The sequence below is a fragment of the Aureimonas sp. Leaf427 genome (genome assembly GCF_001425485.1).
In the GTDB taxonomy this organism is placed as follows: domain Bacteria; phylum Pseudomonadota; class Alphaproteobacteria; order Rhizobiales; family Rhizobiaceae; genus Plantimonas.
Genome location: NZ_LMQW01000019.1, coordinates 12,219 through 31,482, shown reverse-complemented (window position 1 = coordinate 31,482; position 19,264 = coordinate 12,219). Strand labels below are relative to the sequence as shown.

The 19,264-nt window shown below is 67.7% G+C and carries 16 protein-coding genes and 1 pseudogene; 13 read left to right on the top strand and 4 right to left on the bottom strand.

Annotated elements, in window-relative coordinates:
• Positions 1-104 precede the first annotated feature (104 nt).
• The 13 genes and pseudogenes from ASG62_RS12985 to ASG62_RS12920 all read left to right on the top strand — a co-directional run bounded on the left by ASG62_RS12985 (position 105) and on the right by ASG62_RS12920 (position 14,654).
• Complete coding sequence (locus ASG62_RS12985; protein WP_056695143.1) at positions 105-758, top strand: amidohydrolase family protein; 654 nt, start codon at positions 105-107, stop codon at positions 756-758.
• Positions 759-1,150: 392 nt separating this feature from the next.
• Complete coding sequence (locus ASG62_RS12980) at positions 1,151-2,515, top strand: NAD(P)H-dependent oxidoreductase (RefSeq protein WP_056695142.1); 1,365 nt, start codon at positions 1,151-1,153, stop codon at positions 2,513-2,515.
• Entirely contained in the window at positions 2,512-2,841 is a 330-nt protein-coding gene (locus ASG62_RS27590) for a putative quinol monooxygenase (RefSeq protein WP_056695138.1), read from the top strand. Before ASG62_RS12980 ends, ASG62_RS27590 begins: the two co-directional genes overlap by 4 nt.
• Positions 2,834-3,739: an NAD(P)-dependent oxidoreductase gene (locus ASG62_RS12970; protein ID WP_056695137.1), complete on the top strand. Its 906-nt coding sequence runs from the start codon at positions 2,834-2,836 to the stop codon at positions 3,737-3,739. The genes ASG62_RS27590 and ASG62_RS12970 overlap by 8 nt, the downstream gene beginning before the upstream one ends.
• Before the next feature lie 118 nt (positions 3,740-3,857).
• A complete protein-coding gene (locus ASG62_RS12965) occupies positions 3,858-4,886 on the top strand; it encodes a TRAP transporter substrate-binding protein (RefSeq protein WP_056695136.1) in 1,029 nt (342 codons plus the stop codon).
• Positions 4,883-6,763, top strand: a complete 1,881-nt coding sequence (locus tag ASG62_RS12960; RefSeq protein WP_056695135.1) for a TRAP transporter large permease subunit — start codon at positions 4,883-4,885, stop codon at positions 6,761-6,763. The genes ASG62_RS12965 and ASG62_RS12960 overlap by 4 nt, the downstream gene beginning before the upstream one ends.
• Positions 6,764-7,223: 460 nt before the next feature.
• The gene (locus ASG62_RS12955; protein WP_244487584.1) at positions 7,224-7,802 is read left to right on the top strand and encodes a gluconokinase; all 579 of its coding nucleotides are present in this window, start codon (positions 7,224-7,226) and stop codon (positions 7,800-7,802) included.
• 239 nt (positions 7,803-8,041) lie between these two features.
• Positions 8,042-9,141: pseudogene (locus tag ASG62_RS12945) on the top strand (IS3 family transposase).
• A 217-nt stretch (positions 9,142-9,358) separates the two neighbouring features.
• Positions 9,359-9,601 (top strand): hypothetical protein, encoded by a 243-nt coding sequence (locus ASG62_RS12940; protein WP_056695128.1) that lies wholly within the window; start codon positions 9,359-9,361, stop codon positions 9,599-9,601.
• Positions 9,602-9,906: 305 nt separating this feature from the next.
• On the top strand, positions 9,907-11,088 hold the full coding sequence (locus ASG62_RS12935; protein WP_056695126.1) for a zinc-dependent alcohol dehydrogenase: 1,182 nt from the start codon (positions 9,907-9,909) through the stop codon (positions 11,086-11,088).
• A 257-nt stretch (positions 11,089-11,345) separates the two neighbouring features.
• Entirely contained in the window at positions 11,346-12,206 is an 861-nt protein-coding gene (locus ASG62_RS12930) for a GGDEF domain-containing protein (RefSeq protein ID WP_056695124.1), read from the top strand.
• Between the two features lie 154 nt (positions 12,207-12,360).
• A complete protein-coding gene (locus tag ASG62_RS12925; protein ID WP_056695122.1) occupies positions 12,361-13,239 on the top strand; it encodes an aldose 1-epimerase family protein in 879 nt (292 codons plus the stop codon).
• Positions 13,240-13,379: 140 nt separating this feature from the next.
• Positions 13,380-14,654, top strand: a complete 1,275-nt coding sequence (locus ASG62_RS12920) for an MFS transporter (protein WP_056695120.1) — start codon at positions 13,380-13,382, stop codon at positions 14,652-14,654.
• A 42-nt stretch (positions 14,655-14,696) separates the two neighbouring features.
• Here ASG62_RS12920 and ASG62_RS12915 read toward each other — a convergent pair whose 3' ends face one another.
• The 4 genes from ASG62_RS12915 to ASG62_RS12900 all read right to left on the bottom strand — a co-directional run bounded on the left by ASG62_RS12915 (position 14,697) and on the right by ASG62_RS12900 (position 19,249).
• Positions 14,697-15,422, bottom strand: coding sequence for a glutamine amidotransferase (locus ASG62_RS12915; protein WP_056695146.1), 726 nt, complete (start codon positions 15,420-15,422; stop codon positions 14,697-14,699).
• A gap of 62 nt (positions 15,423-15,484) precedes the next feature.
• Positions 15,485-15,964 carry a TerB family tellurite resistance protein gene (locus tag ASG62_RS12910; RefSeq protein ID WP_244487583.1) on the bottom strand — a complete coding sequence of 160 codons (480 nt, stop codon included), beginning with the start codon at positions 15,962-15,964 and terminating at the stop codon, positions 15,485-15,487.
• 88 nt (positions 15,965-16,052) lie between these two features.
• A complete protein-coding gene (locus tag ASG62_RS12905; RefSeq protein WP_056695118.1) occupies positions 16,053-17,573 on the bottom strand; it encodes a heme biosynthesis protein HemY in 1,521 nt (506 codons plus the stop codon).
• Positions 17,574-17,584: 11 nt separating this feature from the next.
• Positions 17,585-19,249, bottom strand: a complete 1,665-nt coding sequence (locus tag ASG62_RS12900; protein ID WP_056695115.1) for a COG4223 family protein — start codon at positions 19,247-19,249, stop codon at positions 17,585-17,587.
• Between the last annotated feature and the right edge of the window lie 15 nt (positions 19,250-19,264).

Below are 19,264 nucleotides of genomic sequence, written 5' to 3'. Positions count from 1 at the left end.
ATACCGCTTGGTCGCCATCCAAAGCTCCGTGTCGCAACACGGAACCCTATGAATCAGCGATCAACCCGATTGGGAATCCTGAATGTCGATCCGGCCTAGAGGAAATGGCCTCGCACGAAGGCTGGCCGGATGCGATCGTCGGCTTCGCCGATCTCAGCGATCCGAAGGCCCGTGCCCTTCTGGAAGCCCATGCCGCCTTTCCCCGCATGCGCGGCATTCGGCAGATCCTCAACTGGCAGGAGGAGCCGCGGCTTCGCAGCGTCGCACGCGCCGATCTCATGGACGACCGCGCTTGGCGGGAGGGTTTCGGCCTGCTGGCGCCACTTGGCCTCAGCTTCGACCTTCAGATCTACTGGCAGCAGGCAGACGAGGCCCTGCGCCTCGCGCGCGCCTTTCCCGAAACCCGGATCGTGCTCGATCATACCGTCATGATGTCCGGCCGTAGCGCGGAGGAGATCGCGGGGTGGCGCTGCGCCGTGAGGCGGCTGGCAACGGCCGACAACATCGCGATCAAGCTCAGCGGTTTCGGGCTCGGGAACCGGTCCTGGACGCTCGATACGACGCTGCCTCTCCTGCGCCACGCGATCGACTGCTTCGGGCCCGGGCGGACGATGGTCGGCACCAACCTTCCCGTCGATCGCCTTTTCGCCACGCCCGAGCGCATTATCTCGGCCATCCGCGCGGCCGTTCTCGATCTTTCGGCCGCGGAGCGGCGAGCGATCCTGCGAACGACGGCCGAGCGCTTCTACCGAATCTGAACGGCGTCTCCGGGAGTGCGCTCCGGGTGCAGGACAGCGCTTACCATGGCATGCGCCTCGCCACGCGCTCCTTGGCGGTTGTGTAGCTGAGCTAAACGAACCGGCAAAAAGTCTAAATTGCGCTAAGCCGTCGTCGAGTCCTACGGTGCTTTCAAGGGCGATCGGAAAGATCGTCCGTCAAGACCGGCTAAAGAGCCGGCGGAGGAAACCCGATCGCTGCCATTCGCCGCCGTTTCCACGGGGCCGGAGCAGCTTGCCGACGCCAAGATCTCAAACGCTTCGCTCCCTGCCGCAGACGGCTCGTGGCGCGAGGTCCCGTTCGAATTTCACCCAACGTCCGGGTCGCGTTGATCGCGTGCCGGCTGATCCGTTTCAATGCTTCGAGGACCATCATGAATCTCTACACCCTGCTCGCCGCCCGCGCCGCCGAAGGCCGCCCCGTCCGTGTTGGCCTCATCGGCGCCGGAAAGTTCGGTTCGATGGTGCTGAGCCAAGCCCAGCGCATCGCCGGCTATCACATGGTCGCCGTCGCCGATCTCGACGTCTCGAAGGCGCGCACCTCGCTGGACCGCGTCGGCTGGCCAGCGGAGCGCTACAGCGCCAAGAGCGCCGGCGAAGCCGTCAGCGAGGGCACGACCTTCGTCACCGACGATGTCGCCGCCATGCTCGCCTGCGAGGAGATCGAGTGCGTCATCGAAGCAACCGGCCATCCGATCGCTGGCACGCGCCATGCGCTGGCCGCCATTGAGGCCGGCAAGCACGTCGTCATGGTCAATGTCGAGGCCGACGTCATGTGCGGGCCGATCCTGGCGGAGAAGGCCCGCCAGAAGGGCGTCGTCTACTCCATGGCCTATGGCGACCAGCCCGCGCTGATCTGCGAGCTCGTCGATTGGGCGCGCGCCACGGGCTTCGAGGTCACTGCCGCCGGCAAGGGCATGAACTTCGAGCCGCGCTACCGCTACTCCACCCCCGACACGGTTTGGGGCTTCTTCGGCTGGACCGAAGAGGAGGTTGCGGCCGGTGACTTCAATCCGAAGATGTACAACTCCTTCACCGACGGTACCAAGGCCGCCATCGAAATGGCGGCGGTGGCCAACGGCACCGGGCTCGATTGCCCCGAGGACGGTCTCGCCTTCCCACCGTCCGGCTTGCACGATCTCGCCCGCGTATTCCGCCCGGTGGCGGACGGCGGCCGCATGGCCCGTTCCGGCCTCGTTGACATCGCCGCCAGCCAGGAGCCGGACGGGCGCGAGGTCTTCAACAACATTCGCTACGGCGTCTTCGTGACGATCAAGGCGCACAACGAGTATTCCCGCGCCTGCTTCAAGCAGTACGGCCTCCTGACAGATCCGTCCGGCTGGTACGGCTCCATGTGGCGTCCGTTCCACATCATCGGCCTCGAAACCTCGATCAGCGTGCTCTCGGCAGTCTTGCGCGGTGAGGCGACGGGCTCCTCCAAGGAGTTCCGCGGCGATGCCGTCGCGACCGCCAAGAAGGCGATGAAGCCCGGCGAGATGCTTGACGGCGAGGGCGGTTATGCGGTCTGGGCGAACGCCATTCCCGCAACGCGCAGCCTCTCCTTGAAGGCCCTGCCGATCGGCCTAGCGCACCACGTCAAGCTGAAGCGTCCGATCGAGAAGGATCAGATCGTCAGCTTCGACGACGTGGACCTGACTGCCGACCTCGACGTGGTCGCACTGCGCAAGGAGATGGAAGAGAGCTATCGTCCGGCTCACGTCGCGGCGGCCGCCGAATGAGCGAAACGGGCGCAACCTCCCGCGGAAGCTTCGTCGTCGTCGCCGAATTCCGCGTGAAGCCGGAATCGATGGAAGCCTTCCTCGGCGCGGCATCGGACGATGCCCGCCACTCCATCGCCGACGAGCCGGGCTGCCGGCAGTTCGACGTGGTGGCGATGGAAGGCGAGGCGAATTCGGTCGTCTTCTACGAGGTCTACGACGACCGCGCCGCCTTCGACCGGCACCTGGAAACGCTACATCTCAAGCGCTTCCAGGCCGCGTTCCCGGCGCTGGTCGCGGAAGAGCGCCCGGTCCGCTTCGCGGTCAGGCACCATCCCCATGGATGAGGCCATCCGCCGGATCGGCTTCGTCGGCACTGGGATCATGGGTGGGCATATGGCCCGCCGTCTCGCCGAGGCCGGTTTCGAGGTCGCCGCCTGGAACAGGAGCCAGGACAAGGCCAGAGCGCTCGTTCGGTTCGGCATCCGCCAGGCCGATATCTCGAAGAACGCGGCCCTGAACGCGGATGTCCTCGTGTGCATGCTGAGCTCTGGCCCCGTTTGCGACGAGGTTCTCTTCGGGAGCAAGGGCGCCGCGACGGTGATGAAGCCGGGCGCGATTCTTCTCGTCATGAGCTCGATCGCGCCGGATACGGCACGAGAGCAAGGCCGCAAGGCCGAGTCGCTCGGGCTTCGCTATGTCGATGCGCCCGTATCCGGTGGCGAAACCGGCGCGCGCGAGGGCACGCTCGCCATCATGGCGGGCGGACGTGAAGACGTCGTTTCAAGACTGTCGGGCGTTTTCGGCGCGCTCGGACGACCGACACATGTCGGACCGGTCGGCGCGGGATCGCTGACAAAGCTCGCCAACCAGTTGATCGTCGCCACGACGATTGGCACCGTAGCGGAAGCCTTCGTTCTGGCCGAAAGCGGCGGGGCGGATCCGGCCCGCGTCCGCGAGGCGCTGCTCGGCGGCTTCGCCGATTCGACCGTTCTTCGCCAGCATGGGCTGCGCATGGTCACGGGCGATTTTCGCCCAGGTGGCCCCGCCAAGTACCAGATCAAGGACACGGGGGCCGCGCTCGACGTCGCCCGCGCCAACAAGCTCGACCTCCCCCTGGCACGGGCGATCGACGCTCTCTTTCGCTCGATGGTGGACAGGGGCGGAGGCGATCTCGACCATAGCGCCCTCATCGACGAGATCAAACGCGCGAACGGCCTCGGGGAGACAACGCAGCAAGCCTGAAAAGACCATAAGCCGGGACGATTGGAGGTGTCCCGGCCTATCGGCATCGTTCAGACGACGCATGAGCTTCGACGGCGAAAGACCATCAGTTCATTTCAATCTTGAGGAGGAAACCACAATGAATACGACGATCCCGTCCGCCGGCATCTCGCGCCGCGCGGTTCTCGCCTCGCTCGCAGCCGTTCCGCTGGTCGCCATCCGCACCGGTCCGGCAAACGCCGCCGAGTTCAGCTACAAGCTGGCGACCGGCCAGTCGATCACGCAGCCGATCAATGCGCGGCTCGAGCAGGCCTGCCTGCGCATCAAGGAAGCGAGCGACGGGCGTCTCGAAATTCGCTTCTTCCCGGCATCGCAACTGGGCTCAGACACCGATCTCCTGACGCAGGTGCGCACCGGGGGCATCGAGTTCCTCAACCTTGCCGGCTCGGTCATCTCGACAGTCGCGCCCGCCGTCGCCGTCACCAATGTCGGTTTCGCCTTCAGCGGCTATGAGCAAGTCTGGCCGGGCATCGACGGCGCGCTCGGCGATGTCGTGCGGCAACAGATCGAGAAGGTCGGGATGGTCGCGGTCTCCAAGGCGGCCGACAACAGCTTCCGCCAGATCACTTCAGCCTCCAAGGAGATCAGATCGCCCGAAGATCTCGTCGGCTACCACATCCGCGTCCCCGTCTCGCCGATCTTCACCTCGGTCTTCAAGGCGCTGGGCGCCAGTCCGACTTCCATCAACTTCAACGAGCTCTATACCGCCCTGCAGACGCATCTCGTCGACGGCCAGGAAAATGGTCTCGTCGCGATCGAATCCGGCAAGCTCTTCGAGGTACAGAAATACGTCGCCGAGACGAACCACATCTGGGACCCCTTCTGGCTTCTCGGTAACCGCCGCGCCTTTGGAGCCCTCCCCGACGACCTCAAGGCCGTGGTGGTCAGAGAGTTCGATCGCGCCAGCTTGGAGCAGCGCGCCGACGTCGCCGCTCTCAACACCAGCCTGAAGACACTCCTCACCGGAAAGGGGCTGATCTTTGCGCCGGTGGACCGCGCCCCGTTCCGCGCCACTCTCGCCACGGCTGGCTATTACAAGGAATGGCAGGCCAAGTTCGGCTCCGATGTCTGGGCCGCGCTCGAGGCGGTTGTTGGAACGCTGTCATGACGAACGCGGTGCTCGCCAACTCGGCGAGCCCCGCCTCGGGTGGGGACTCGCCTGCTGCCGAATGGCAAATCGAACGATGGCTGCGGGCGGCGGTGGAGATTCCCGCGGCCGCGGTCGTGGTCGCCGAAGTGGTCATTCTCTTCGTCGGCGTCGTCGCACGCGCCGTCTTCCGCGATCCAATCATCTGGACGGACGAACTCGCCTCGATCCTCTTCCTCTGGCTCGCCATGCTCGGCAGCGCGATTGCGGTCCAGCGGGGCATGCACATGCGCCTGACCTTCTTCACCTCGATGATGTCGCCGCGGGTGCGCCTCTTCGCCGAGACGCTGTCGATCTGTACGATGGGCCTGTTCCTGATCGCGATCATGCACCCGGCGCTCTACTACGTCGATGACCAGTCCTTCGTGGAGACGCCGGCGCTCGGCTGGTCAGGCACGGTCCGAGCGCTCGCCATTCCCGTCGGGCTCGGCATCGCGCTTCTCAGTTCGCTCCTGCGGCTGGCGCGCCAGAACGTGCGGGACATCGTCGGCGTGATCGCCGCCATGCTGGCCGTCGCCGCCGCCTTCTGGTCTGCGGCCCCGTTCCTGGCCGATCTCGGGCACGGTTCGCTTCTCGTCTTCTTCGTCGGGCTTCTCGGACTTGGCGTCGTCATGGGTGTTCCGATCGCCTTCTCGTTCTCCGTCGCGACGGCCTCCTATCTCCTCACGACGACGAACACGCCGCTGACCGTCATCGTCGGCCGGATGGACGAAGGCATGAGCGGCCTCATCCTCCTCGCGGTGCCGCTGTTCGTTCTTCTCGGGCAGCTTGTGGACGCTACCGGCATGGCGCGGGTGATGGTGGCGTTTCTTGCTTCGCTGCTCGGCCATGTACGGGCAGGCATGTCCTACGTGCTGCTTGGCGCCATGCTGCTCGTGTCCGGCATATCGGGTTCCAAGACGGCCGACATGGCCGCCGTGGCGCCGGTGCTGTTTCCGGAAATGCGCAAACGAGGCATGAAGGATGGCGAGCTGATCTCGCTCCTGGCCGCTTCCGGCGCGATGAGCGAGACGATTCCGCCGTCGATCGTGCTGATCGCCATCGCCTCGGTCACCGGCGTGTCGATCGCCGCGCTGTTCACGGCCGGCATCCTGCCGGCCCTCGTGCTGGCCCTCGTCCTGGCGCTCGTCGCCCGCTGGCGAGCCGGGCATGAAAAGGACGCCGTGACGTTCGAGCGCGCGCCCTTCAGCGTCGTGCGCAAGACCTTCGTCATTGCCCTTCCAGCCATTCTGTTGCCGTTTATCATCCGCAGCGCGGTCGTGGAGGGCATTGCGACGGCGACGGAAGTCTCGACCATCGGCATCGCCTACTCGCTAGTTGCCGGGCTCGTGATTTATCGTGGCGGGCTCACCTGGAAGAAGGTCATGCCGATGCTGATCCAGACCGCGTCGCTCTCGGGCGCGATCCTGTTCATCGTCGGGGCAGCGAGCGCGATGGGCTGGGCGCTGACGCAGTCGGGCTTCTCGCACGATCTGGCCGCGATGATGGCGCAGATTCCCGGTGGGGCAACTGGCTTCATGCTGGTGTCGATCATCGCCTTCATGGTGCTCGGCAGCGTCCTCGAAGGCATTCCGGCGATCGTATTGTTCGGGCCTCTTCTGTTTCCCGTTGCGCAGCAGATGGGCATCCATGAGGTTCACTACGCCATGGTGGTCATCCTGGCGATGGGCCTCGGTCTTTTCGCTCCGCCCTTCGGGCTCTGCTATTACGCTGCCTGTATCATCGGACAGGTGCCGCCGGAGGCCGGGCTTCGCAAGATCTGGATCTATCTGGGAATGCTTCTTCTCGGCCTTCTCGTGATCGCCTTCGTTCCTTGGATATCCATCGGCTTTCTCTGATCCTGGGTGCCCATTGCGACCGATTGCTCGGCATCGACCCCAAGCACTATGACGGGACCCTGCCGTTTCCCTCGTCGCCCGCATCCGGCATGCCGGCTGCATGATCGGCTCGGCCTTCCTCTGCGACATTGCCAAGGTCTCCGGCGGCGGCATCGTAGACCTGCTAAAGGCGCCGAGCGTCTCGGCCCGCGTCGGGCGAGGCGCTCCGCCGCGTCGTCGCCTGACGCGGTTGGCCGGCCTGCTGCCCCCGAGCTGTCCGCCGTCCTCTTTGGTTTTGACGACCGCCAGCGGGCGCGCGGAAAAGCCAATCTCGTCCAAGGACAGCGCGATCTCTCCGCCGTCCACATCCATCGTCAGCTCGATGCGGACAGCGCACATCATAACATCTGGCTCGTCATCCCATCGAAGCATCCGAATGAGACCAAGCGCAGCGGGAAAGTGCCGAAAAATGGAATCACCGATGCAGAAAAGACAGGCTCGTATCGTGGTTGCAATGGGCGTTTCGGGAAGTGGAAAGTCGACTCTGGGCGAAGCGCTTCGCGATGGCTACGGATTTCGCTTCATTGATGGCGACGACACACATCCTGCGGCAAACGTCGAGAAGATGCGTGCAGGCATTCCGCTGACCGACGCGGATCGTGCCCCCTGGCTGACAGGGCTGGCCGCCCTCCTCGCCGATGCTGCAGCGCGCGGAGAGGATACGGTTCTTGCCTGCTCAGCTTTGAAGGCGTGCTATCGTGATTGCCTACTCGAAAGCGGCGCCGCCATTCTCTTCGCCTACCTCGCTATCGAACGCGAAACTGTCATGGTCCGCGTCGACGCACGGCCGGGGCACTACATGCCGGCCTTGCTCGTCGAAAGCCAGTTTGCAGCCCTCGAAGAGCCGGAGCCCGGCACGAACGTCCTACGCCTCGCCGCGTCTGGCTCGGTCGAGGCCCACTGTCAGGAGGTCGTGAAGCGACTGAGCAGAGGAACGCCCCGGCAGGCTCCGTTGCAAACGGCCGATCAGGGCGCAAGCTCCGGGCTTTGGCGGGGGTGAATGAGAGTTCAGACGTGAGCGCAGCGTTCTAGAACCGTCACTTCGCTGCCGAAATCATCCTATTTTAAAGGCAGCGCAGTCCTCAGATTTTGAACAGGATCGATTGGAGCGGAGTCCACGAGGCCCGGCCGGCGCGCTTCCTTACGATGCCAGCATTCTCTGGACTTGCCCCATGAAAGTGGAAAGCTCTTCTGAAGGAAAAAGGAGCATTTCATGGGCAGCCGCAGCGCCGGTTCGGCATGGAGTTTGAGGCGGAGGCCGTTCGTCTGGTGGAGACGAGCGGCCGCACACAGCGTGAGATCGCCGAGGACCTCGGCATTGGGCTATCGACGTTGCGGCGCTGGCTGGACAAGCGCCGGGAGCGTGATCTGGAGGCGCCGCCTCCTGAGCGCCAGGAGGACATGGCGGCCGAGTTGAAGCGTCGGCGGCGCGAGAACGAGATTCTGAAGAGGGCCGCGACTTTTTGCTAAGGAGGGAAGTCGATGAAGTTCCGCCTCATCGATGCGGCGAAGAAGGATTTCCCCGTCCAGCGCATGTGCAAGGTTCTCGGCGTCAGCCCGAGCGGTTACTTCGCCTGGCAGAACCGCCCGGCCTGTCACCGTCAGCGTACCGACCTGATGCTGCTCGCGCAAGTTCGCGCGGCCTTTGCCGTGTCGAACGGGACCTATGGCAGTCCGCGTATGGAGCACGAACTACGCGGCAGCGGCTTGGCGATCGGACGCCGTCGCGTTGCCCGCCTGATGCGCGAGAACAGCATGACGGCCCGACAGAAGCGGCGCTTCAAGCGCACCACCGACAGCTTGCATGCCTTCCCGATCGCGCCGAACCTCTTGGATCAAGACTTCACGGCGAGCGGCCCGAACCGGAAATGGGTGCCGACATCTCCTATGTATGGACGAGAAAGGGTTGGCTGTATCTGGCAGCCGTCATCGATCTCTTTGCTCGGCGGGTGGTCGGCTGGGCAACCAGCGACCGCCTTCATAAGGAACTGGGGCTTTCAGCCTTGCGCCGGGCGATCGTCGTACGGTGTCCGTCCGCAGGGCTTATTCACCACGCGGACCGCGGCAGCCAATATTGCTCCATCGAGTATCAGGCGGAACTGCGAAACCGCGGCATTCTGATCTCGATGTCGGGCAAGGGAAATTGCTACAATAACGCGATGGTCGAGACCTTCTTCAAGACGCTGAAGGCCGAGTTCGTCTGGCGCACCGTCTTCCAGACTCGGGCCGAGGCGACCACCGCGATCGGCCGCTACATCGACGGATTCTACAACCCTCTCCGGCGCCATTCAGCGCTGACCTTCATCAGCACGCTTCAATTCGAGAGGCAGGCCGCGTAACATCTAACCGCTCTCCACTTTCCCGAGGCAAGTCCAATCGGCATTTGCCTTTCTTTAGCGGCGACAATCTGTTCGGGCGCCTTACGCTCTATATGTTCCTGGCAGCGTTCGTCGCGATCGGGGGGCTGCACCCTCGCTCAACTCGCCTAGAGCCTCGGAAGGGCCGGTCGCTCCGTCCGCTCTCCCGGCCCGTCGTCCCAAACGAGAAAGCCGCCCCATGTCGAATGAAGACTCCGCCGCCGTGAAGGCCGGCCACGCCTATTTCAAGGGCCCGCAGGGGCAGGGCGAGAAAGGCTCCGCAATGACGATGATCGGCGAGGCCAAGCATGCCGAGATCTCCAAGACCGCCCGCCTGAAGGCCGCGCGCGAAGAGCGGGACGTGGCCCAGGCCGCTGCCGAGGCCGAAGCCAAGGCGATTGCGCCGGTGAAGAAGCCGCGCGCCAAGAAGCCCACGGAATAGAGCTTTCAGGCACGACGCGACGGGTGGCGTCGACGAGGGTTCGCCGGCCCGCATGCCCATGCCGAGCCCTCCGCTTCCAGGCCGGCCGCCTCGCCGAAAGCCGAGCGGTCGCCCCGCCGCCGCGGTTGCCGCTGCGCCTCCACGCGCGCCTCGCAGCAGGCGACGCGCCTGCCGCGCCGCGTCGCTTCCGCGGAGAATTCTCATCCGGTCAAAGGTTTAGCCTTAGCTGACTGACGAGGTTTCAAGGACCCATCGTCCCGCGCGACGTGTTGGTGTTTCATCGAACCATCGAAGGAACACGCGTCATGAAAGCTCTCACCTGGCACGGTAAAGGCGACATCCGCTGCGACACGGTTCCCGATCCCCGCATCGAGGACGACCGCGACGTCGTCATCAAGGTGACGGCCTGCGCCATCTGCGGCTCCGACCTGCATCTGATGGGCGGCTTCATGCCGACCATGGAGAGCGGCGACATCCTCGGTCACGAGACGATGGGCGAGGTCGTGGAGGTCGGGCGGACGGCGGGCCAGCGGCTGAAGGTCGGCGACCGGGTCGTCGTGCCCTTCACCATGTCCTGCGGCCAGTGCCGCCAGTGCCAATGGGGCAACTGGTCGTGCTGCGAGCGGACCAATCCGAACGGCCGGATGCAGGCCGAGCAGTTCGGCTATCCGCTGGCGGGCCTCTTCGGCTTCTCGCATATCACCGGCGGCTTTTCCGGCGGGCAGGCCGAATATCTGCGCGTGCCCTTCGCCGATGTCGGGCCGCTCGTCGTGCCGAACGGGCTGGAGGACGAGCAGGTCCTGTTTCTCTCCGACATCTTCCCGACCGCCTACATGGCCGCCGAGAATTGCGGGCTGAAGGGCGGCGAGACCGTCGCGATCTGGGGCTGCGGCCCGGTCGGCGTGCTCGCCATCAAGTCCTGCTTCCTGCTCGGCGCCGAGCGGGTGATCGCCATCGACACGGTGCCCGAGCGCCTGGACCTGGCGCGCCAGGCGGGCGCGGAGGTCATCGATTTCGGCGAGGAGAACGTTCAGGACCGGCTGATGGAGTTGACGAGGGGGCAGGGTCCCGACGCCGTCATCGAGGCGGTCGGCATGGAGTCGCACGGCGCCGACACGATCGCCCAAAAGGTCTCCTCCGCCGTCATGGCCGCGACCGTCAGCATGGACCGGCCCTTCGCGCTGAACCAGGCGATCCTCGCCTGCCGTCCCGGCGGCACGGTCTCGATGCCGGGCGTCTTCGCCGGGCCGGCCGGCCCCGTCATGCTCGGCGTCCTCATGAACAAGGGTCTCACCCTGAAGACGGGCCAGACCCACATGCTGCGCTACATGAAGCCGCTTCTGGAGCGCATCGAGAAGGGCGAGATCGACCCGTCCTTCATCATCAGCCACCGGTCCACCAGCCTTGAGGAAGGGCCGGAGCTCTACAAGATGTTCCGCGACAAGAAGGACGGCTGCACCAAGGTCGTCCTGAAGCCCAACGGCTGACGTCCTTCAGGGACCGGTGCCAATCGGCTCCGGCCGCCGTTGCCGGGCGGGCGACCGAAAGGGCCCCGATCTCCTTCGAGCATGGCGGGCGGGACGTCGCGAGCATGGGCGCTATGGCTCGCGACGACCCGACCGGCGGTGGAAGCGCACCTGCCGAGGGCCCTGCCCCCGGTCTTTTTTCCAGTCGCGTGGTCTTAACCCCCGGTTGACGCACGGCCCCTAAAACCACCGGCGGGCCGACGGGGAGAGTGAGACCAATGAGTGCCGTCAGTATCGATCTGATTGGAATTCCGGCCTTCGTCGTCGATGTCGAAGAGAACGGATCGCTGCGCTTCTCCGCCGTCAACCGCTCGTCGGAACAGGCGACCGGCTTTCCCGCATCGGAGACGATCGGCTTCACGCCCGAAGAGTGCCTGCCGCCCGCCATCGCGAGCGCCGTCGAGACGCGCTATCGCGAATGTATCGAAATGCGCTCGTTCCACGACTACGACGAGACCTTCACGATGCACGGGGCGGCCACCTGGTGGCGCACGACCCTGACGCCGCTCTTCGATCCGCAGACGGGCGCCGTCGTGCGGATCGTCGGCGTCTCCGTCGAGATCACCGAGCGCAAGCGCAACGAGGACCAGCTGAAGATCGCCGCCCTCACCGACGCGCTGACGGGACTGGCCAATCGCAGGCGTCTCGAACGCGCCTTCGGCGATGCGGTGGCTCAGTCGGCCCGCTCCCATCGGGGCTTCGGCCTGATCCTGATCGATCTCGACGGGTTCAAGCCGATCAACGACACGTTCGGCCACCGCAAGGGCGACGACGTCCTGCGCCATGTCGGCTCGCTCCTGTCGATGTCGGCGGGCCGGCCGGAAACCGTCGCGCGGATCGGCGGCGACGAGTTCGCCATGCTCGTCTCCGCCTCCACCGACACCGAACTCGCCGGAACGGTCGCCGCGCTTTGCCGCTTCCTCGACCGCAACCTCACCATCGGCGACGTCGTGACGCGCCTCGGCGCCAGCGTCGGCGCGGCGCTCTGGATGGGTGGACAGAGCTTCGAGGATCTCATGGCGGTGGCCGATGCCGCCATGTATCGCCAGAAGGCCGGCCGCCGCAGGGTCGCGGCGTAAGACACCGGCCGCAGGCCCACTTCCCCGCTCGGACCCGCCCCCGAAGCACCGGCCGGGCAAGGCCGTCGTCCGGCCCCTTCCCCCGACCCAAAGGGCCCCTGTCCTATCCCGCGCGGATGATCTAGAAAATCGGCGCGACGCGAGGGGGAGCCAGATGGGCGAGCGGATCACGATCAGGACCAAGGGCGTTGCCGCCGAGATCGCCCTGTCGGGCGCCGAGCTCGTCGGCCTGAAGGACGCGGCAGGCGGCGAGCTTCTCTGGCAGGGCGGGCCGGAATGGACGCGCCAGGCGCCGGTTCTCTTCCCGATCGTCGGGCGGCTGGCCGGCGATGCGCTGCGCCACGAGGGCGAGGCCCATCACGTCACGCAGCACGGCTTTGCCCGCGACCGGATCTTCGAGGTGATCGAGCGGACGGACAGCCGCGCCGTGCTGCGCCTTTCCGACGACGCGCAGACGCGCGCGCTCTTCCCCTTCGCCTTCACGCTGGACATGATCTACGAGGTCGAGGACACGACCCTCTCGGTCACCGCGCGGGTGGCCAATCCCGGCGCCGAGGTCCTGCCCTGCGGGATCGGCGCCCATCCCGGCTTCCGCTGGCCGCTCGTCGACGGCATCGCCAAGGACGACCACGTCATCGAGTTCGACGCGCCCGAATCCGGCGAGGCCTTGTCGGTCGTCGGCGGCCTGCTCGGGCCGGGCAAGCCCCTGCCCTTCGACGGACGGACGCTGCCGCTCTCCGAAGCCCTCTTCGCCAACGATGCGATCGTCATGCCGGGCGTCGCCAGCCGCTCGGTGCGCTACGTCGCCAAGGGCGCGGACGGCGGAGCGGTCCGCGCGCTCAGCTTCTCCTGGGAGGGCTACAAGGATCTCGGCATCTGGTCGAAGCCGGGCGGCGCCCTCTTCGTCTGCATCGAGCCCTGGTACTCCATGGCGAGCCCCGTCGGCTGGGACGGGGAGTTCTCCGACAAGCCCGGCATCCTCCATCTCGGCCCCGGCGAGAGCCGCGACATGATCTGGCGCGTGACCCTCTGATACCCCAATTCGCGGCTTCGACCGGCCGCCGGATGCCTCGCCGTGGCGAGCCGCCGGCCGAAGCGGCGAGATCCCAATCGGACTGAGCCGGCGGGGCGTCCCGCCAACCGCCGGCAGACCGAGCTTCGAAAGTCTTCTCCGTGACCCCAGCCGATCCTTCCACGGGCGCCGCCGACGGGGCCGCGCCCGGCCGTTTCGCGATCTTCGGGAACTCGCAGTTCCTGCGCTACTGGCTCTCGCGCTTCTTCGCCGCCTTCGCGGTGCAGATCGTCTCGGTCTCGGTCGGCTGGCAGATCTACGACCTGACGCGCGATCCGCTCGATCTCGGCCTCGTCGGCCTCTGCCAGTTCCTGCCCTCGCTTCTCCTCTTCCTCGTCACGGGCACGGCGGCCGACCGTTATTCCCGCCGCCGCATCATGGCCTTTTCCATCGCGGCGGAGGCGGCGGGCGCGGCGGCGCTTCTCTGGCTGACCATCCAGGGCCTCTCCTCCGCCACGCCGGTCTTCATCGTCCTGATCGGCTTCGGCGTGGCGCGCGCCTTCTTCGGCCCGGCCAGCCAGTCGCTGGTCGTCAATCTCGTCTCGCGCGAGGAGCTGCCGCAGGCGATCGCCTGGAACTCCTCCTCCTGGCAGATCGCCTCGATCGTCGGCCCCGTCGCCGGCGGCCTTCTCTACGGGCTGAACCCGGACATCGCCTATAGCGTCGCGCTTCTCATGTTCGCGGCGGGCGCCGTGCTCGTCCTGTCGATCCGCGCGCCCGCCCAGCGCACGCCCGGCCAGCCGCCGAGCCTGGAGACGATCGTCGCGGGCTTCCGCTTCATCTGGTCGGAAAAGGTCGTGCTCGGCGCGATCTCGCTCGATCTCTTCGCCGTTCTCCTCGGCGGCGCGGTGGCGCTCCTGCCGATCTATGCGCGCGACATCCTGGAGGTCGGTCCCTGGGGCCTCGGGCTGCTGCGGGCCGCGCCCGGCCTCGGCGCCATCGCCATGGTCCTCTACCTCACGGCCCATCCCGTGCGCGACCATGCCGGTCTCGTCATGTTCGGCTTCGTCGCCCTCTTCGGCGCCTTCACCGTCGTGTTCGGCCTCTCCACCGTGCCCTGGCTCTCGATCGTCGCGCTCTTCCTCATGGGCGCCTCCGACATGATCAGCGTCTACGTGCGCGAGACGCTGATGCAGCTCTGGACGCCGGACGAGGTGCGCGGACGCGTCAATGCGGTGAACATGGTCTTCGTCGGCGCTTCCAACGAGCTCGGCGAATTCCGCGCGGGCCTCGTCGCCTTCTGGATCGGCGCTGTCCCGGCCGTGGCGCTCGGCGGCGCAGCGACGGTCGGCGTCGCCGCCATCTGGTCGATGCTCTTCCCCGAACTTCGCCGCATCCGCACGCTGAACCACCGAGAGGAGCAGCCGACGCATTGACCGCGCGCCGGCGGGATCAGCGCAAGGGCGGCAGCCGGCGGCTCACACCACCTCGGCAGGCCGCCCGAAGATGCGCGCGAGGAAGAGGTCGAGCCAGCGGCGCACGGGCGCGTCGTAGATCGCGCGGCCGTCGAAATGGTCGCGGCGGAGCTGGGCGCCGGGCAGGGTGAGGCGCTCGTGGCCGTGCACGGTCCAGCGGTGGACCATGGCCAGCGTCAGCTCGGCATGGAACTGGATGCCGTAGGCGGTTTCGCCGTAGCGGAAGGCCTGGTTCGGGAAGCGCTCGCCGGCCGCGAGCAGCTCGGCGCCCGCCGGCAGGTCGAAGCCCTCGCGGTGCCACTGGTAGATCATCGACGGCCAGTCCGAGACGAGCGCGCGGCCGGCGCCCGTGACCTCCAGCGGATAGTAGCCGACCTCGACCAGCCCGTCCGGATGGGGGCGGACCTCTCCGCCCAGCTGCTTGGCCATCATCTGCGCGCCGAGGCAGATGCCGAGCAGCGGGCTCTTCTCGGCGAGCGGCACGGAGATCCAGTCGATCTCGCGCTTCAGATAGTCGTCGCCGTCGTTGGCGCTCGGCGGCCCGCCGAAGACGATCGCGCCGCGATGATCGTCCATCGTCTCGGGCAGGCGGTCCCCGATCACGGGCCGGCGAATGTCGAGCCGCACGCCATGGGCATGGAGAAGCTGGCCGACGCGGCCGGGCGTGGAGGTTTCCTGATGGAGCACGACGAGGACGGGCCGCTCGTCGTCGGCACCGGAAAGGCGCATGCGGGGGGCGGGAGCGCTCGTCCGAAGCAAGGTCTCGCCGGGGGCCGGCGCCTGGAGGGCGCTCATTCCACCCTTTCCCGCCGGCGGGCGGCATGCTGCTTGCCGATCATCCGGTCGCGCGTCGAGACGCCGAGGAGATCGGCGACGCGCCAGATCGTGTTGTCCTCCAGCTCGTGCACCGTGCCGTCGGCATAGGTCACGTCCCAGAGGATCTCGACGAAGCGGATGCGCGCGGGCTCGTCGAGCTTGTTCTTCAGGACGTTGGTGAAACGGTAGAGATCGACCGCGTCCTGGTCGGCCTCCCGGCCGGCCTCGGCGATCCGCTCGGCCTCGTCGTCGGCAAGGCCGAACTCCTCGGCGAGCGCCGCCTTGAGGCTGGCCATCTCGACGGGCGTGATCGCGCCGTCGGCTTCGCCGACATGGAAGAGAAGCGCTGCGGCCGCGACCCGCGGATCGTCCGCGCTGGCGCGCTCGGCAAGGCCGAGTGCCTCGTCGACGCCCATCGTGCGCAGGAAATCCTTGAAGCCTTCGAACATCGCCATCGGTCTCCGCCGGCCACGCCCGCAACCGGGCGCAGTCTCAAAGGCCTATGGTGCAACGCATTTGCGCGCCGCACCACAGAAAGTTTCGTCAGAAAAGCCGAAGACCGCCTTCGGGTTTCGCGGTGGAAGCGCCGTTCACCCCAACATGGGGCCCATCCTCCGCGGCGGCATCGGAGGCCGGCGCGGGAATGGCGCCGCCGCCGAAGCCGGGTCCCGGCACCGGGCGCTCCGGCGCGGCGTGCGACGGCTCGACGCCGAGCGAGCCGAGAACGGGGCCGGCCGGCTCCGCCTCGATCGCCGTGCCGGCGCCGGGCGCGCCGAGGCGCTGGGTCGGCACCTTCCAGCGGAAGGCGTCGATCCGCCCCGTCACGGGAGAGATCGGCGACCAGACCTCGGCCACCGTGCCGTCCGCCGTCCAGGCGGGATCGCGCGGCGCGCGGATCGCGCGGCCGAGCCACTCGCGGACACGGCCTTCCGTGCCACCCTCGGCCTCCTCGATGTCGGCCATCAGGAGATAGAGCCCCTCGCGCTGCTCGAGCTTCAGCGCCGCCTCCGCCTCCGCCCGTGCGAGCGGCACGTTCTTGGCGTCGAGCGCCGCATGGGCGACCGCGATATGCGATTCCACGTGGCTCGGGCGCAGCTCCTGCAGGCGCCGCGCGCGCCGCAAGCGGTCGGCGACCGAATCGCCCGGCCGCGCGTGGACATAGGCGACGGCAAGGTCGGGATGCGGCTCGGCGGTCCAGGCCGCTTCCAGGATCTTCGAACCGCGCTTCAGATCGCCGAGGCGGAAGAGCGCGCGCGAGGCCGCGACGGCGGCGGGCGTCAGATCCGGCGCCAGCTTGTGCGCCTCGACGGCCGCCGTGCGGGCGGCCTCGGGATCGCGATCGGAGACCTCGATCGCCTGGGCGGTGAGGAGAACCGCGCGCAGCCGCTTGGATTCGGCCGCGTCGATCAGCCGGTTCGAGCGCTGCGCCTCCAGAATGTCGAGCGCGCCGCGATAGTCCCCGGCCATGGCCTTGGACTCCAGGACGGCGCCGCCGGCCCAGGGAACATGCGGCGCGATGCGCGCGGCCTGCTCGGCATAGGCGCGGGCCGCCGTGTCGTCGCCCAGGCGCTCGGCTTCCAGATAGAGGCCGCGCAGCGCCAGGAGCCGCGTCTGCGGGTCCCGCTCCATGGATTCGAAGACCGAGCGCGCACGCCCGTGATCGCCCTCGATCATGGCGGTCTGCGCGTCGAGGAAGCGCACGAGCGGCTCGCGGCGCACGCCGAGGAACTTGTCCGCCTTGCGCGTCATGCGGCGAGCGAGCACGGCGTCGCCCGCGCCGGCCGCCAGAATGCCGGTCGAGAGCGCCTGATAGCCCTTGTCGCGGCGGCGCGTGCGGAAGAAGCCGCCGATCCGGCCGGGCGTCTTGAACAGGCCGCGCAGCAGCCAGAAGCCGAGAACGGCGGCCGCGACGAGGAGGAGTTGCAGGATCACGAAGACCATGAAGCTCGTACCGACCTCGCTGCCGAGGAAGGTGAGCTGGACGGAGCCCGGATTGTCCGCGAGCCAGGAAAAACCGAGCGCGAAGACGAGGACGATCAGGAAGAAGGCGAGAATACGCAGCATCGCTTAGATCCTCAACCCGCCGTGCCCACGGCCTGGACGGCCGCGTCGAGCGTCTGCCCGATCACATCTTCGGCTTCCGCCCGCGCCTTGACGCGCGCCTGGAAGTCGGCGCTTGCCGTCTTTCCGGCCTCGGGAAGCTTGTCCCATTCCGCGAGGAAACCCTTCAGATCGCCGGCCGAGATCGCCGCCGAAAGGCGCGAGAGAGCCGCGTCCGCGCCCTCGGCCGAGGCCGGCGCCGGGCCGGACTTGCGCACGGTGACGAGCGCGCTGAGCCCGCTCAGCACCTGCCCGCCGACATCGCCTTCGGCCGGAGCCGGACGAAGCGCCGCGGCGATCGACTGCTCGACCTCCGGCCAGCCGGCCGCGAGCGACGCCTTGGAGGGCACGCCCGAGGCGGCGAAGCCCCGCAGCGTCTCCACCGCCGGCGAAGGACCGGCGACCGTCGCGAAGCGCTCGAGCTGGCCCATGAAGGGGCTGCCCCCGTCGATCGCCGATTTGAGGCTCGCGGCCGCGATGGACACGGCGGCCTGACGACTCGAGGCTTCCATGGCCGCGATGCGCGGCTCCAGCGCCGAGATCGCGGAGGTGGCGGAGCCGGCGGTCGACTGGGCAGTCGCGGCCGCCTGCTGCGCGGCGGTGGCGGCGGCCTGGGCCGTCGTCGCGGTCTGCTGCGCGGTCTCGGTCGCCTGCACGGCATTGCCGGCGATCGACTGCGCATTGCCGGCGGTCTGCGCCGCGCCGTCCGCCGTCTGGCGGATGGCGGCGACGGCCGCCGTCGCCTCGTCCGCCACGCGCTTGGCCTCGTCGGCGAGACGCTTGGCCTCGTCGGCAGCCGTGCGCAGGCCGTCCACGGCGCCCTGGTCGACCGGCGCGCCCGCCTGGGTCGCGCGCTGCTCGATCGCGGTGACGCGGTCGGCGACGGCGTTGAGATCGGCGGTCGTCGCGCCCGCGCCGGCGCCGCCGGCCGCCTGGGCGGATTTCAGCTGTTCCACGTCGGTGCGCAGGGTCGCGGCATCGGCCGCCGCCTGCTGCAGATCGCCCTTGGTGGCGAACTGCTGGGTCAGTTCGGCCGGGTCCTGGCGCCCGAAGCTCGGCAGAAGCCCGGCATATTGCGCCGCGCCCGCGCCGCCGAGGGCGATGAGGGCGCCGAGGAGACCGGCCCCGAGCGCCGAGCCGAAGCCGCCGCCGCGATGGTCGTGCTGGTTCAGCGAGTTGGCCGCGTGATAGTCGAAGTTCGGCTTGGCGGCGGAGGCCGCGGCCTCCCGCGCCGCCGCGTCGGGCGCCGCCGCGGCGAGGATCGTCTCGTCCTCGAACTCCTGCACCGGCTTCTCGCGCTGGCCGGGATCGAGAAGACCCTCGTCCTCGGCGAAATCGCGCAGCGTCGTCTTGTCCGCGCTCTCGCCCGCCCCGGCGGATGCCGCGCCGTCCTGTGCGGCCGGCGTCTCGGCCGGCGGCGTCACGAAGGCCGGAGCGGCCTCGGTCGTCGCGGTCTCGGTCGTCGAGGTCTGGGCGGGAACGGTCGTCGCCGCATCCGTCAGACGGTCTTCGGGAGCCTCGGCCTCGGCCGGGGAGGACGAGACGGGGCCGGCATAGCCGACCGTACCGGAGCGTTCGGCCTTGAGGTCGATCGTCTGGCCGGGCCGCTTCGGACGCGAACGCCGCGGAGGTTGGCTCATGATGTCTAGGCTCCG

Bases quoted from the DNA above. Each gene is read 5' to 3' on its own strand.
- ASG62_RS12935 (WP_056695126.1), top strand. From the start codon at position 9,907: ATGAAAGCTCTCACCTGGCACGGTAAAGGCGACATCCGCTGCGACACG.
- ASG62_RS12900 (WP_056695115.1), bottom strand. From the start codon at position 19,249: ATGAGCCAACCTCCGCGGCGTTCGCGTCCGAAGCGGCCCGGCCAGACG.
- ASG62_RS12930 (WP_056695124.1), top strand. From the start codon at position 11,346: ATGAGTGCCGTCAGTATCGATCTGATTGGAATTCCGGCCTTCGTCGTC.
- ASG62_RS12955 (WP_244487584.1), top strand. From the start codon at position 7,224: ATGCAGAAAAGACAGGCTCGTATCGTGGTTGCAATGGGCGTTTCGGGA.
- ASG62_RS12970 (WP_056695137.1), top strand. From the start codon at position 2,834: ATGGATGAGGCCATCCGCCGGATCGGCTTCGTCGGCACTGGGATCATG.
- ASG62_RS12905 (WP_056695118.1), bottom strand. From the start codon at position 17,573: ATGCTGCGTATTCTCGCCTTCTTCCTGATCGTCCTCGTCTTCGCGCTC.
- ASG62_RS12915 (WP_056695146.1), bottom strand. From the start codon at position 15,422: ATGCGCCTTTCCGGTGCCGACGACGAGCGGCCCGTCCTCGTCGTGCTC.
- ASG62_RS12965 (WP_056695136.1), top strand. From the start codon at position 3,858: ATGAATACGACGATCCCGTCCGCCGGCATCTCGCGCCGCGCGGTTCTC.
- ASG62_RS12985 (WP_056695143.1), top strand. From the start codon at position 105: ATGGCCTCGCACGAAGGCTGGCCGGATGCGATCGTCGGCTTCGCCGAT.
- ASG62_RS12940 (WP_056695128.1), top strand. From the start codon at position 9,359: ATGTCGAATGAAGACTCCGCCGCCGTGAAGGCCGGCCACGCCTATTTC.
- ASG62_RS12960 (WP_056695135.1), top strand. From the start codon at position 4,883: ATGACGAACGCGGTGCTCGCCAACTCGGCGAGCCCCGCCTCGGGTGGG.
- ASG62_RS12910 (WP_244487583.1), bottom strand. From the start codon at position 15,964: ATGGCGATGTTCGAAGGCTTCAAGGATTTCCTGCGCACGATGGGCGTC.
- ASG62_RS12925 (WP_056695122.1), top strand. From the start codon at position 12,361: ATGGGCGAGCGGATCACGATCAGGACCAAGGGCGTTGCCGCCGAGATC.
- ASG62_RS27590 (WP_056695138.1), top strand. From the start codon at position 2,512: ATGAGCGAAACGGGCGCAACCTCCCGCGGAAGCTTCGTCGTCGTCGCC.
- ASG62_RS12980 (WP_056695142.1), top strand. From the start codon at position 1,151: ATGAATCTCTACACCCTGCTCGCCGCCCGCGCCGCCGAAGGCCGCCCC.